Source organism: Pedobacter indicus (genome assembly GCF_003449035.1).
GTDB classification, from domain to species: domain Bacteria; phylum Bacteroidota; class Bacteroidia; order Sphingobacteriales; family Sphingobacteriaceae; genus Albibacterium; species Albibacterium indicum.
Window position 1 is genome coordinate 2,070,695 of the sequence record NZ_QRGB01000001.1, and the last position, 14,427, is coordinate 2,085,121.

The 14,427-nt window shown below is 40.3% G+C and carries 11 protein-coding genes; 10 read left to right on the forward strand and 1 reads right to left on the reverse strand.

The features are described from left to right. Positions 1-139 precede the first annotated feature (139 nt). From D3P12_RS09345 to D3P12_RS09385, 9 genes are all read left to right on the forward strand, one after another. Positions 140-2,590: a glycoside hydrolase family 31 protein gene (locus D3P12_RS09345; RefSeq protein ID WP_118194899.1), complete on the forward strand. Its 2,451-nt coding sequence runs from the start codon at positions 140-142 to the stop codon at positions 2,588-2,590. A gap of 21 nt (positions 2,591-2,611) precedes the next feature. Then, positions 2,612-4,537, forward strand: a complete 1,926-nt coding sequence (gene glgB, locus D3P12_RS09350) for a 1,4-alpha-glucan branching protein GlgB (protein WP_118194901.1) — start codon at positions 2,612-2,614, stop codon at positions 4,535-4,537. A gap of 6 nt (positions 4,538-4,543) precedes the next feature. After that, the gene (locus D3P12_RS09355) at positions 4,544-5,950 is read left to right on the forward strand and encodes a glycogen synthase (protein ID WP_118194903.1); all 1,407 of its coding nucleotides are present in this window, start codon (positions 4,544-4,546) and stop codon (positions 5,948-5,950) included. A 10-nt stretch (positions 5,951-5,960) separates the two neighbouring features. Next, positions 5,961-7,235 carry a glucose-1-phosphate adenylyltransferase gene (locus D3P12_RS09360; RefSeq protein WP_118194905.1) on the forward strand — a complete coding sequence of 425 codons (1,275 nt, stop codon included), beginning with the start codon at positions 5,961-5,963 and terminating at the stop codon, positions 7,233-7,235. A 191-nt stretch (positions 7,236-7,426) separates the two neighbouring features. Beyond that, positions 7,427-8,695, forward strand: coding sequence for a dihydroorotase (locus D3P12_RS09365; protein ID WP_118194907.1), 1,269 nt, complete (start codon positions 7,427-7,429; stop codon positions 8,693-8,695). A 5-nt stretch (positions 8,696-8,700) separates the two neighbouring features. Further along, positions 8,701-9,372 carry a hypothetical protein gene (locus tag D3P12_RS09370; protein WP_118197049.1) on the forward strand — a complete coding sequence of 224 codons (672 nt, stop codon included), beginning with the start codon at positions 8,701-8,703 and terminating at the stop codon, positions 9,370-9,372. Positions 9,373-9,388: 16 nt separating this feature from the next. Then, a complete protein-coding gene (locus D3P12_RS09375) occupies positions 9,389-9,988 on the forward strand; it encodes a DUF4199 domain-containing protein (RefSeq protein WP_118194909.1) in 600 nt (199 codons plus the stop codon). A gap of 4 nt (positions 9,989-9,992) precedes the next feature. Continuing rightward, on the forward strand, positions 9,993-10,943 hold the full coding sequence (locus D3P12_RS09380; protein ID WP_118197050.1) for a glycosyltransferase family 2 protein: 951 nt from the start codon (positions 9,993-9,995) through the stop codon (positions 10,941-10,943). Between the two features lies 1 nt (position 10,944). Beyond that, positions 10,945-11,904 (forward strand): glycosyltransferase, encoded by a 960-nt coding sequence (locus D3P12_RS09385; protein ID WP_118194911.1) that lies wholly within the window; start codon positions 10,945-10,947, stop codon positions 11,902-11,904. A 9-nt stretch (positions 11,905-11,913) separates the two neighbouring features. Here D3P12_RS09385 and D3P12_RS09390 read toward each other — a convergent pair whose 3' ends face one another. After that, on the reverse strand, positions 11,914-12,663 hold the full coding sequence (locus D3P12_RS09390) for a DeoR/GlpR family DNA-binding transcription regulator (protein ID WP_118197051.1): 750 nt from the start codon (positions 12,661-12,663) through the stop codon (positions 11,914-11,916). A gap of 401 nt (positions 12,664-13,064) precedes the next feature. Here D3P12_RS09390 and D3P12_RS09395 point away from each other — a divergent pair, with 401 nt between their 5' ends. Then, a complete protein-coding gene (locus D3P12_RS09395; RefSeq protein WP_118194913.1) occupies positions 13,065-14,408 on the forward strand; it encodes a DegT/DnrJ/EryC1/StrS family aminotransferase in 1,344 nt (447 codons plus the stop codon). The last annotated feature ends 19 nt before the right edge of the window (positions 14,409-14,427 follow it).

The window sequence follows — 14,427 nt, forward strand, 5'->3', positions numbered from 1 at the left end:
GTTGTTTTTATTGGCAAATTTTTAATTGCTCCTATTATATTTCTACAATTAATGAATAGTGATATATATTAATTTCTGTTGACCATTCCTATTTAGCCCGAATTAATGTAAATTGGGTCAAAGAATTACCGAAAGATTTATGATTGAAAAGTTTAACACACCTCAAAAGCTCAGAGATGAGTGGACTAACCAGTATGAGGAAGAGATTCATCATACGAATAACCCAGTATTGGACCCACCCAGCATCGAGAAAAAATACCTGAAACCAATCCGGCAATATCTTCAACAGGCAAATAGCTTCTACTTTCACGATGGATCTGCGACGATTGAAGTGAAAGTTGTCAGTGACGAAATTGTCCGAGTTCGTCTAGCTCCAAATTCGAGCTTTCTAGACGACTTCTCCTACGCAGTAGATAATTCTACGAAACATGTCGATCTTTTTGAGTTGACCGAAGACGAAAATAGCTACCAAGTCCGCACCAATACGGTTACCTGTCTGATAGAGAAAGAAAGTTCATTGGTTGCTTTCTCTGACCGCAATGGGAAATTGTTTAGTAAAGATGCCGCGCCCATGCATTGGGAAGAGAATGCCGATTTCGGTGGTTATTATGTTTATTGTACGAAAGAGGCTGCATCAAATGAGAGCTTTTTCGGATTGGGCGATAAACCGACTCATTTGAATCTCCGAGGCAAGCGCTTGGTCAATTGGAACTCAGATACATATTCTTTCGGATTTAATCGCGACCCACTTTATAAAAGCATACCATTCTATATCGGCTTGAAGAATGGCGAAGCTTATGGAATATTTTTTGACAATACCTTTAAAACCTATTTCGATTTTGCCGCCGAAGATCCTACTAAAACCAGCTTTTGGTCTGAAGGCGGGGAGCTCCAATACTACTACATTCACGGGCCATCGATAGAAGATGTGATTAAGCGCTATCATTTGTTAACGGGGACACATTACCTGCCGCCCAAATGGGCTCTGGGGTATCACCAGTGTCGGTGGAGTTACTATCCTGAAAGTAAAGTGCGTGATTTAGCAAAGCAGTTTAGAGAACGAAAAATACCATGTGATGCCATTTATCTTGATATCGATTATATGGATGGATACCGATGCTTTACCTGGAATAAAAAATATTTCCCCGATCACAAGAAGATGATTTCTGATCTGTCTGCCGATGGTTTTCAGACCGTTGTCATGATCGACCCCGGAATCAAAGTAGATGAGAATTATTGGGTATATAAGGAGGCAGATAAAAATAGCTATTTCTGTAGGCGTGGTGATGATTATTTTATGGAAGGTTATGTATGGCCAGGACGATGCAAATTTCCTGATTTTACGAATCCGGCTGTTCGAAAATGGTGGGGTAGCTTATACAGAGATTTAGTCGAGAGCGGTGTTTCCGGGGTTTGGAACGATATGAATGAACCTGCTGTTTTTGGTCGGGGAACCTTCCCTGATGATGTCCGTCATCACTTTGATGGCAAGCGGGGCTCACACCGAAAAGCTCATAATGTATATGGAATGCAAATGGTGAGAGCCACCTATGATGGTTTGAAAAAACTGTTGCACGGGAAACGTCCTTTTACAATTACCAGAGCGGCTTATTCAGGAACTCAACGTTATGCTTCTGTGTGGACGGGCGATAATATAGCAACTTGGGAGCATCTGAAGATCGGATCTTTGCAATTACAGCGGTTAGCGATGTCCGGACTGTCTTTTTGCGGAACAGATATCGGAGGGTTCAGTGGAGAACCCAGTGCTGAGCTGTTTAGTCGCTGGCTACAATTTGGCGTGTTTTCACCATTTATGAGAGCTCACTCCGCTGGAGATACTGCAGAAAGAGAACCATGGAGCTTTGGCGAAGAATATGAATCAATCAACCGAAAATTCATCGAACTCCGATATCAGTTGCTATCGTATATTTATACGGTGTTTCATGAGCACGCCCTTAACGGAACACCCATTTTGAAGCCTTTGATCATGTTGGAACAATCCGATAGTAATCATCATCGGGAAGAGGAGTTTTCATTTGGTGACAAGCTATTGGTATCGCCAGTTTTGGAAGATGGACAACGACAAAAAACAATTTATTTACCCACTGGTTATTGGTATGATTACTGGTCCAATCAACTTATGAATGGAGGGGTGGAGCATTTGGTTGATACACCACTTGACAGAATGCCGCTATTTATCAAAGCGGGTGCCGTTTTGCCAATTAATCCGATTGTTCAACATGTTAATGAAAAGGTAATCGACGAGTTGAGTTTGCTGGTCTACTATCTGGAAGGAAGTTTGACATCCGCACTCTATGAAGATGATGGCGAGTCATATGCGTATGAGGACGAATATTTTCTTTATAAAAAATATAAGTTACATGGAACCGAAAGCTCACTTACGATTCAGCAAACAAGAGAGGGACGCTATATTGAACCGTATACCAATTATAAAATAAACTTAATTGGGATCCCGTTCGAGATAAATAAGATTTCGATAGATAATGATATGGTTGATTTTCAAAGGAATGAAGATGGGATCTATCGACTGACCGCTCCCAAAAATTTTGATAAGATAATTGTATCATAAACGATAAGAAAGGAGTGGTATATGGCCGATTCTGTTCAAGCTATTTCAAGGTTCTCTGATTACGATATTAGTTTGTTTAAAGCGGGTAAGCACTATAGACTTTATGAAAGACTAGGTGCCCATGTTTTAGATTATGAGGGCTATAAAGGGACATATTTTGCTGTTTGGGCACCGAATGCTGAATCGGTTTCCGTTATTGGTGATTTTAATGGATGGAACCGTTATGCACATCCACTCTATGTTCGCTGGGACGAGTCTGGAATATGGGAGGGCTTTATCGCAAATGTTGATCTTGGTGAAATTTATAAATACTCGATTGTAACGCAGAGCGGGGCCGTACTCGAAAAAGGCGACCCTTTTGCATTGCAATGGGAGGTGCCGCCGAAAACAGCCTCAATTGTTCAGCATACTTGGTACGAATGGAAAGATGAGGATTGGCAAAAAAGCAGGTTTGAAAAAAATGCGCTGAATAAACCCATTGCCGTTTACGAAATGCATCTAGGTTCGTGGATAAGAGATCCAGCCAGTCCCGACGAATTTTTGGACTATCGACAAATCGCAGATAAACTAATTCCGTATATATTGGAGAGTGGTTTTACGCATGTTGAATTGATGCCGGTTATGGAGCATCCTTATGCCCCCTCTTGGGGATACCAGATAACAGGCTTTTTTGCACCAACCTCACGTTTCGGTGCACCACAAGACTTCATGTACCTTATTGAGCAGCTTCATTTGCACGGAATTGGCGTTATCTTAGATTGGGTGCCCTCTCATTTCCCAGGCGATAGCCATGGGCTTCATCAGTTCGATGGAACTCATTTGTATGAACACGCCGATCCCAAAAAAGGCTTTCACCCCGATTGGAATTCTTATATTTTTAATTTTGGTCGGAATGAAGTTCGTTCGTTCCTTATCAGTAATGCACTTTTTTGGTTAGATCGTTATCATGTTGACGGTCTTCGGGTCGATGCTGTAGCGTCTATGCTTTATTTAGATTATTCAAGGGGCGAAGGCGAATGGGTGCCGAATGACTTTGGTGGACGAGAAAACCTGGAGGCCGTTAGTTTCCTGAAAGAGCTTAATGAAACCGTTTATCAAGAGTATCCCGATGTACAGACGATCGCCGAGGAATCAACCGCTTGGCAAGGTGTAAGTAGCCCAACTTTTAGTGGCGGGCTCGGATTCGGTATGAAATGGATGATGGGGTGGATGAACGACACATTAGAGTATTTTAGTGAAGACCCTATCTATCGAAAATATACTCACGGGAAGATAACCTTTAGTACAGTTTACGCTTTTACTGAGAATTTTATGCTTCCTCTTTCACATGACGAGGTTGTGCATGGAAAACGTTCATTGATTTATAAGATGCCGGGTGACGATTGGCAAAGATTTGCAAACTTGCGACTCTTGTATCTATACATGTACACGCATCCCGGTACGAAGCTTCTTTTTATGGGAGGTGAGTTCGGTCAGACTTCTGAATGGAATTTTAATCAGTCGCTGGATTGGCACTTGATGCAGCATCCTGGTCATATTGGTCTTTTTGAATTTGTAAAAGCATTGAATTTTCTCTATCGTGCGGAGCCTTCTTTGTATGAAATCTCTTTTAAGAACGACGGTTTTCGATGGATAGAGGTGGGCGATGCTGAAAATTCAATTCTTGTGTATTTGAGAAAGGGACTGCATGCAATGGATGATTTACTGGTGGCTCTCAATATGACTCCACAGGTACATGAAAATTTTAGAGTAGGAATACCTTCAGCAGGAACATGGAATGTGCTATTAAATTCTGACGATAAGATCTACCACGGGTCTGGTATTTATCAAAGTCCGGTACAAAGTGACCCGATTGTTTGGATGGATCAGCCGGTTTCCGCTGAGATTAACTTGCCACCACTGGGTGGTGTCGTTTTGAAAAGATGTAAAGCAACTGAACCTAAATAGACTAAAATGAATATATATCATATCAGCGCAGAATGCTACCCTGTGGCGAAAGTTGGTGGTTTAGGAGATGTTGTTGGTGCTTTGCCGAAATACCAGAATCGTTTATCTGTAAACGCATCGGTCATTATGCCTTGGTATGATCGAGATTTCGTCAATGAACACGAGTTTGAGGCTATATTCTCGGATGAGATCAGACTCGGTACACAACTGTATAGGTATCAGGTTCTCAAGAATGGAAAAGTTTTGGGCTTTAATTTATTCCTTGTCAAAATCCCTGGCTTGCTTGACCGGAAAGAGGTTTATGGTTACGCAGATGAACATATCCAGTTTATCGCTTTTCAATATGCGCTATTACATTGGTTATGTGCCAAAAAGGATAGACAACTATTATTGCATTGTCACGATCACCATAGCGGCCTAATCCCTTTTTTTATTGAGCATTGTGATGAATTTGAAATACTGAAAGGCACACCGACCGTTGGTACAGTTCACAATGGACAGTATCAAGGATGGATGGACTGGCAGGAGGCAGTTTTGATGCCGAAATTTGATTGGAACCACAGAGGCTTGCTCGACTGGGATGGAGTGATTAATCCCTTAGCTGCACTGATTAAATGTTGTTGGGCATATACGACCGTGTCTGAAGGGTATCTTGAAGAACTATTCGATGAAGCCAATGGCTTAGAAACACTGTTTTTCTCAGAGAAACAGAAAGCGCACGGAATTGTCAACGGTATTGATTTTGAAGTGTGGGATCCATCGAAAGACCCCCTGATAAATCATAACTATCAGCATGAAGAAATTGAGGGCAAGCAAAAGAATAAAAAAGCATTTTGTAAGCAATTTGGATTCTCTTATCGCTTACCATTATTTTCTTTTATCGGCCGGCTGGTTTATGAAAAAGGAGCTGATCTGTTACCTCTTTTTATTGACGATATGATGAATACCTATGCCGACAAGTTGAGTTTTATGGTTTTGGGATCAGGTAGTCTGGCTTTCGAGCGAGAATTACTAAACCTACAAGATGCGTATCCGGGCCGCGTTGCTGTCAAGATCGGTTACGACGAAACATTGTCTCATCAGATCTATGCAAGCTCTGATTTCCTTTTTATGCCATCAAGGGTAGAGCCTTGCGGTTTAAATCAGCTATATGCCATGCGTTACGGTACGATGCCAATCGTCCGAAAGACGGGTGGATTAGCCGATACCGTGACCGATGTTTCATTAGGTGGTACGGGAATCTCATTTGAGAATGAGAGCGTATCAGAAGTCTCTTCGGCGATCGGGAAGGCGATTGCCATCCATAAAAGGAAGGTTGAACTAAATCGGAATCGAAAAAAAATGATGGAGCAAGATTTTTCATGGCAAAGATCTGCTCAAAAGTATATTGACATTTATAAATCGTTGATCTAAAAAATAAATTATGAAATCGAATGTAATTTCCATTGTTCTAGGCGGAGGGCGGGGAACGCGATTGAACCCACTGACATTGACTCGTTCAAAACCAGCCGTTCCGATAGCGGGTAAATATAGATTGGTCGATATTCCAATATCCAATTGCTTGAATTCTGAATTGAATCGTATTTTTGTTCTTACACAGTACAATTCAGCTTCACTGAATTCTCATATCAAAAACACCTACAACTTCAGTGTTTTTGACAAGGGTTTTGTCGATATACTCGCTGCGGAACAAAACATGGATGGAGATCGTTGGTATCAGGGTACCGCAGATGCCGTGCGCAAAATTCGCCGTTATCTGGAAGTTCATGACTACGACTACATTCTCATTTTATCAGGGGATCAACTTTATCAAATGAATTTTCAGAAACTGATTGATTTCCATATTCAGAATAGTGCAAAAATTACCTTGGCGACAATCCCCGTATCCGCAAAAGATGCAACCTCCTTTGGTATTCTTAAGTCAAATGAAGAAAGTCAGATAACTTCATTTATTGAAAAACCGAGTGCGGATCTATTAAGTGAATGGAAATCGGAAGTGAGTGAGGAGATGCGGACTAATGGTCGTGAATATTTAGCTTCAATGGGAATTTATATGTTTGACAAAGGGGTATTGGCCGATCTGTTAATAGAAAACGATGGTTTGGATTTTGGGAAGGAGCTTATTCCTTATGCAATCGAGAAGTCCAATGTTTTTAGTTATCAATACGATGGTTATTGGACTGATATCGGAAATATCGACTCGTTTTTTGAGGCAAATATTGGTTTGACGGACGATATTCCAGCTTTCAATCTTTTTGATTCGAATACGATTTTCTCTCGATCGAGGATGTTGCCTCCTTCCAAATTTGCTGGTTGTTTATTGGATAGGGTTATTGTGGCGGACGGCTGTATTATCAATGCAGACAAGGTTGAACGTTCGGTAATCGGGGTCCGGTCCCGAATTGGGAGGGGAACGGTTATTCGAAATACATATATGATGGGGGCTGACTACTACCAAGACCTAGATGAGATAACCCAATATCAGCGAGTTGGTAGACCACTCATCGGTGTGGGTGAACGTTGTTATATCGATAACACCATTATTGATAAAAGTGCTTGCATCGGTAACGATGTTCGTATAAATGGTGGTAAGCACCTAGAAGATGGAGACTTTGATACCTATACGGTGAGAGACGGCATTGTTGTTATTAAGAAAAAAGCCGTTATTCCAAACAATACGGTAATCGGTGCAATCTAGGAATGAAAAATACAAAATATTCACGCTGTATTAGTGAGTATTTTGTATTTTTGTTTCTTAATGGGAACAATCCACGAATTAAACTACTCGGTTTTAGCTGTTCGTTTTTCTTATTTTTCTGCCGAAGACATTCTTCGTGTCATGAAGAGTCTCTCATTGTTTCGCTTCACTCACCGTCTTAATTTATTTTTATGGAAAAGCTGATCGTTAAGAATGCAACAATTCTTTTTTCTAATTCCACATTTTATAAAAAACAGGCAGATGTTCTTATTGAAAATGGAATTATTAAGAAGATTGAAAAACCAGGTAAGATTACAGTTAAAAATATAAACGTCATTAATGCTCGTGACCGGTTTCTAGCTCCCGGCTTTTTTGATCTGAATTGTAATTTTGGAGAACCCGGTTATGAAACCAAGGAAGATTTGATCACCGGGGCCGCCGCCGCGGCTGCGGGTGGTTTCACCGAACTCGCGCTTCAACCTAATACAAATCCACCGCTCCATAGTCGGTCGGAAGTAGCGTTCATTGTAAATAGTACACGAGATTTAATTGTTAACGTCTATCCGGTTGCTGCGGTCAGTAAGAATCGTGAAGGAGGTGAATTGGCGGAGCTTTATGACATGAGGCTGGCAGGTGCAGTTGCTTTTAGTGATGGCAATCGTAGTATACAACATTCAGGTTTAATGAGCAGAGCTTTGTTGTATAGCAAAGGTTTCGGAGGATTGGTTTTTTCTTATGCCGAAGATAAATCGATTGCGGGCAATACAAAAATGAATGAAGGGGAGATGAGCACCTATTTGGGAATGAAGGGTAATCCGAATATGGCTGAAGAGGTCATGATTTCACGGGATTTATTTTTGGCCGAATATAATGACACCCCAATACATTTTAGTACGATTACCTGTGCTGGATCGGTCGATTTGATCCGCCGCGCCAAAAAGAAAGGTTTGCGGGTTACTTGCGACGTTGCCGCTCATCACTTACTTTTCACAGATGAAGAGGTAAGCTCGTTCGACAGTAATTATAAGGTCAAACCTCCATTACGCACTAAAAAGGATCGTTCCGAATTAATAAAAGGAGTGAAAGATGGAACAATTGACGCAATCGTATCTCAACACACCCCTCATGAGGTTGAATTCAAAACCGTGGAGTTTGAAATTGCTGAATTTGGAATCACGGGCCTTCAAACCCTCTTACCAATATTGTTAAAAGTAGGTTTGTCTTTAGAAATGATTGTCGAAAAATTAGCAGTGAACCCACGTAAAATATTGAATTTACCTGAACCTACATTGGAAGTGAATGCATCTGCAAATCTAATTTTGATTAATCCAGATGAATTATGGATATTTGACCAGCATACGAATCGATCAAAGGCCACTAATAACCCTCTTTTTAACTCTAAATTGAAAGGCAAGGTCGATCTTTTAGTAAACAAGGGTCATACGTTGAACCTATCGTGACGATTATGAATGAACAAGTAAAAAGAGCCTTAAAAGCGTCTATTCAAGAATATACGCAAGTTAATAACCAGAAGTCAGATGTTTTCTCATCTCGCGTATTTGATGCCTTTGATGCCGAACTTCCTTATTTGGAGAAAGTAGGTCTCTTGGACAGGATTTTCGATGATTTTGTGCATTTTGATGATTTAAGAGAACCTTATTTCGATTTGCTGCTGATCAACTTTTTTACGAAAGATGTTGAAAGGCTAGAAGCTGATTATTTGGAGTCGGCAGAATGGGAACGAATCGAAGATGAGACAATAGACCGCGGTACAGAATTATTAAATCTTCTATTGTATTTGCGTGAGTGTCAGGACGAGAAGATTGAACCAGACCTCGATGATTTTTTGAAGGAGTTTCTCTTGGTTGAAGAAGACGAATTTCAAGATGAACACCGTATTTACGAGCCATTTATTGTAAATCAGATATTAGTAGATAGTAATTATTCAGAAATAGCCCGCGTGGCAATGGGCTTAGAGCCGGAAACAGAACTGGAAGATCTGTTCTATCCGATGATGTGTTTTTTCTCGGAACCCGAACCTACGGAAGGACAATTTGATGAATTTGTAAATAATAGCAAAAACAAAGCTTTTGATGCCGCTATTTACGCCCTCGTTGTAGCTTTTAATCAATCATAAACTTAAATTAATCGACATGAATCACACAACTTCAAACGGCAACATTTCGGCCACATCTCTTGCAGTAAAATATGGTTTAATTTGGTCTGCGATAAATATTGTTGTTTTTCTGTTGGTGTACTACGGTATGCCGCAAATTATGGGTACTTGGAAACACTCAATCATCCAGTTTGTCGTAGGTATAGGCCTGGCAATTTATTTTACGCTAGAAATCAGAAAACAAATCGGAGGGTTCTGGAGCTTTAAAGAAGCGTTGAAAAATATTTTTATTTTGTTTATTATTCCGACAGTTGTTGTGTATTTCTTTTCGATCATTTTTGGAAAATGGATTGAGCCTGAATATCCAGCCAAGATTACCGAAATCAGTCTAAATGCAACCACCGAAATGATGGAAAGCATGACGACCGACCAGGAAGTAATAGATGAGACTATCGCCGAGATGGAAAAGGGCTTAGAAAAGCAATTCAATCCTGGGATTATGGATATTTTGCAGTCGATTGCTATTTCTGCTTTAATATATTTTGTCGGTGCTTTGATCTGGGCTGCCATCTTTAAAAGAGATCGTCCTGTTTTTGTCGCACGCGAACCCGAAAATGAAGATCCCCTAAATGAATAGAAACATCGATCTTTCGATAGTCGTTCCCTTATACAACGAAGAAGAGTCTCTACCCGAATTAGCTGAGTGGATCGACCGTGTATGTTGGGGTAATAAATTGAGCTATGAACTGATTTTTATTGACGATGGGAGTACCGATCTCTCGTGGCAGGTAATTGAGGACTTGAAGGCGGCAAACCCTTCCATAACTGCAGTGAAGTTTAGGCGCAATTATGGAAAATCTGCAGCTCTTAACACAGGTTTTGCTATGGCAGCCGGACAGGTGGTTATTACGATGGATGCTGATCTGCAAGACAGTCCGGATGAAATACCTGAACTATATCGAAAGATTGTTGTCGAAGGCTATGATCTTGTTTCAGGATGGAAAAAAGAAAGACACGACCCTCTTTCGAAAACCTTGCCGACCAAGCTGTTTAACTCCGTCACCCGATCTATGTCTGGGATTGACAATTTACATGATTTCAACTGTGGTTTAAAAGCCTACCGTTTGGATGTCGTAAAAAGCATTGAAGTGTATGGCGAAATGCACCGTTACATACCGGTTATAGCGAAGTGGGCCGGATTTAAGAAAATTGGCGAGCAGGTAGTTAGGCATTATCCTCGAAAATACGGTAAGACTAAGTTCGGAATGAGTCGTTTTATCAACGGTTTTTTAGACTTGATTTCTATTTTCTTCGTCGGAAAGTTCAGCAAAAGACCGATGCACTTTTTTGGAACGATGGGGGCACTAAGCTTTTTTGCCGGTTTTGTTATCACTCTGTGGTTGTTATACCAAAAATTATCCGCTATTTCATCTCATACTGAGTATAGAGATGTAACGGATCAGCCTTTATTTTACCTAGCCTTGGTTGCTATTGTTGTAGGTTGTCAGTTGTTTCTTACCGGATTTATTGCTGAGCTGGTGTCACGAAGTTCTTCAGAAAGGAATAACTATCAAATCGAACGCGTAATCTAAGATGTTTTTTTCGATTATAATTCCACTCTACAATCGCCCTCAAGAGATCGATGAACTATTGGCTAGTCTAACCCGACAGGATTATGCCGATTTCGAAGTTTTGATTATCGAAGATGGATCAAAACTGAAAGCTGATGAAATTGTGAAGTCCTACCAAGATAAACTTACCCTAAGCTACTACTATAAGGAAAACGAAGGACAGGGTTTCGCACGTAATTATGGGTTTGAGCGTGCCAAAGGCGATTACTTCATAATCTTTGATTCGGACGTTATCTTGCCATCTAACTACCTAAGCATTGTCAATCGGTTTCTTGAAAATACATATGTGGATGCTTTCGGAGGCCCCGACTCAGCGCATGATTCATTTACTCCGGTACAAAAGGCGATCAGTTACTCAATGACATCTCACTTTACAACAGGGGGGATTCGAGGGAATAAAAAGCATATTGGTGTTTTTCATCCTAGAAGTTTCAATATGGGGGTTTCACGAAAGGTTTGGGAATCCGTCGGAGGGTTTTTGCTGACTCGTTTAGGTGAGGATATTGAATACAGCATCCGAATTCAAAAAGCCGGATTTAAAACGGCTCTCATACCAGATGCTTTGGTCTATCATAAGCGTAGAACCGATTTCTTACAGTTTTACAAGCAATTGCATTTTTTCGGAAGAGCCCGGATCAATATCTATAAACATTTTCCATCTGAGCTGAAGGTTGTCCATTTTTTTCCAGCAGCCTTTGTGTTTTTTCTTGGCTTTACGATCATCACTAATCTTTTCGATTTGGGTATTACTCCTTTGTGCAATACCTTGTTGTTAATTTATACCATCTTGCTTTTTTTTCACGCATTGGCTACAACGAAAAGTTTGCAGGTAGCTGCCTTATCGGTTATCGCTTCATTTATTCAACTAATTGCCTATGGTCTGGGCTTTATTCAAGACTTTTGGAAACGGGTAGTTCGCTGAAAGAGACCATCATAATACCGTAATCCCTTTTTGAATGTAGGGTGTTAAAAGCGTATCCGAAGAATCCAGCTCCGTAACCAAGTAGTCGATCTGAGAAGTTGAACATATATTTAGCCATTTATTGCTATTGAGTTTTTCAGATATACTTATAACCGCAACTTTTTTTGCCGATCGGATAAGCGCTTTTTTCACCTCAACGATTTCCCAGTCCATATCCGTTAAGCCTTCTTCGGCAGAAAATGCATTTGCACCTAAGATGCATAAATCTGCTCTGATGTCTGCAAGAAGGTTGACAACACTCGCACCAGTATGTAGATTAGCGTTCTTTGTTAGCCGACCGCCTACACTGATCACATTGAGGTTGTCGTGCTCCGATAGCATGATGGCTACTTGTGGACTGATTGTGATAATTGTTAATCGTAAGTTCTTTGGGATGACTTTAGCGAGTTCCAAAATCGTTGTACCTCCTTCGGTAAGAATGACCATGTTGTTTTTAAAGAGAGCCAATGTTTTTTGAGCTATTGAGCGTTTCTCTTCAAGTGCATATACTTGATTTTCAGTATTAAATGGCTTGACAAACGATTTGCTGACAGCGCCGCCATGAACGCGGATAATCTTTCCATCATTTGCTAACTCTTTCAAGTCACGACGAATGGTGTCATCGGAAACATTGAGTTCTTCACTTAAGTCAACAGAAAGCATTTTATTATGAAGTTCAATCTGTCTTAAGATCAGCGCTTGCCTTTTATGTTTTTTCACTACTAAATTCAGATTATTGTTAGATTCACTCAAATATATTAAATATTTATCCAATATTTATTCCGATACACGCATTTTGTAAATTGATATAGCGCATTAATTTTCCTTAGGTCTTTCCGAGTTTTATAGCATTATTGTTTCCTAATGTATTTTTATTAATTTATAGTTTAATATTGCAGGTGAATTTATTTTTGAGTTAACATTGAGGTGTTAAGGGGTTGGATGTTTGTCTTTTTTATTTTTGCGTTTTTTATTTTGCGTTTTTGAAATATAATTCCTTAATTGCATTAAATATGCAATGGTATTCATTTGCGCCTTCGGGATCCTGACGGCCATAACCTGATGGCCATAATACGAGCGAACCAATTGTTTAAAGATAGAGTTTTAAAGAAACTTAAATTATGAAAACTAAATACAATAGAAGAGATTTTATTTCTGCAGCAGCTATTGCAGGCGGCGGTATTGCTGTCGGAGCGCCTTACTTTTCTTTCGCGGATGATGGGAAACCTGCAATTCTTGGTGGATCAAAGGCAAAGGCCGACAGTTTTACGAATTGGCCGCTTTTTAATGAAACGGAAGAAAGGGCACTAATAGACGTATTAAAGAGTGGGAAATGGGGTCGGTTAAACGGAAAAGTGGTTGCCGGCTTTGAAGGTGAATATGCGAAATTATTGGGCGTTAACCACAGTCTGGGCGTGTCCAGCGGCACCAGTGCTCTGTATACGATTTTGGGGGCGTTGGATGTTGGACCGGGAGATGAGGTTATTATGCCTGTTTACACCTTTATCGCAACTTATAATGTCGCCGTTTTAAACTATGCCTTGCCAATTTTCGTCGATACCGACATCGAAAGCTTTCAAATAGATTCGACAAAAGTCGAGTCAGCTATCGGTCCGCAAACGAAAGTACTTATGCCGGTACATATTGGCGGTTCCCCATTTAATATAGATCATTTTCTTCAAATAGCTGATAAGCATAACCTTCCATTGATTGAAGATGCTTGCCAGGCACATATGGCTGAATGGAAAGGGAAGAAAGTTGGATCTTTCGGTCTGGCAGGTGCTTTCAGTTTCCAATCGTCTAAAAACCTGAATTGTGCGGAGGGTGGAGCTATAACCAGCAACAATGCCGATTTTATTAAAACTTGCTATAATTTCCACAATCAAGGGCAGGGGGGCACAACGACATCATTCGGAACGGGTACGGGCACAAGAGGAACAAACTTGAGATTGACGGAGTTTCAGGGAAATATCTTGCTCGCACAGATGACAAGATTAAGAGAGCAAGCTGCTACTCGTGATAGAAATGCAAGATATCTGACCAGTCTTTTAAACGAAATAGAAGGAATAGAGCCTGCCAAGCTTTACGAGGGCACAACAGCAGGCGCTTATCATCTATATATGTTCCGGTACCTTAAGGAAGGGTTTGGAGGATTAAGCAGAGATAAGTTCATTAAAGCATTACAGGCCGAAGGAATACCTTGTTCGCAAGGCTATGGTCAAATGAATAAGGATGAATATGTTACGGGTTTAGCTAAAAACAAACACTATCTGAAGATTTATGGTGAAAAGAGAATGCAGGAATGGCTGGAACAGAATGAGTGTCCTCAGAACGATAAATTAACGAGTGAACAATCCGTTTGGTTTCTTCAGTATATGCTATTGGGTAACCAGTCGGATATGGATAAAATAGCTGCCGCTATTAAAAAAATAAAGAAATACGCAAAACAAATCAATAGCTTATAATAATATAGAAATATAGAGA

Coding starts and splice junctions, on each gene's coding strand:
- D3P12_RS09345 (WP_118194899.1), top strand. CDS start 140: ATGATTGAAAAGTTTAACACACCTCAAAAGCTCAGAGATGAGTGGACT.
- glgB (WP_118194901.1), top strand. CDS start 2,612: ATGGCCGATTCTGTTCAAGCTATTTCAAGGTTCTCTGATTACGATATT.
- D3P12_RS09355 (WP_118194903.1), top strand. CDS start 4,544: ATGAATATATATCATATCAGCGCAGAATGCTACCCTGTGGCGAAAGTT.
- D3P12_RS09360 (WP_118194905.1), top strand. CDS start 5,961: ATGAAATCGAATGTAATTTCCATTGTTCTAGGCGGAGGGCGGGGAACG.
- D3P12_RS09365 (WP_118194907.1), top strand. CDS start 7,427: ATGGAAAAGCTGATCGTTAAGAATGCAACAATTCTTTTTTCTAATTCC.
- D3P12_RS09370 (WP_118197049.1), top strand. CDS start 8,701: ATGAATGAACAAGTAAAAAGAGCCTTAAAAGCGTCTATTCAAGAATAT.
- D3P12_RS09375 (WP_118194909.1), top strand. CDS start 9,389: ATGAATCACACAACTTCAAACGGCAACATTTCGGCCACATCTCTTGCA.
- D3P12_RS09385 (WP_118194911.1), top strand. CDS start 10,945: ATGTTTTTTTCGATTATAATTCCACTCTACAATCGCCCTCAAGAGATC.
- D3P12_RS09395 (WP_118194913.1), top strand. CDS start 13,065: ATGAAAACTAAATACAATAGAAGAGATTTTATTTCTGCAGCAGCTATT.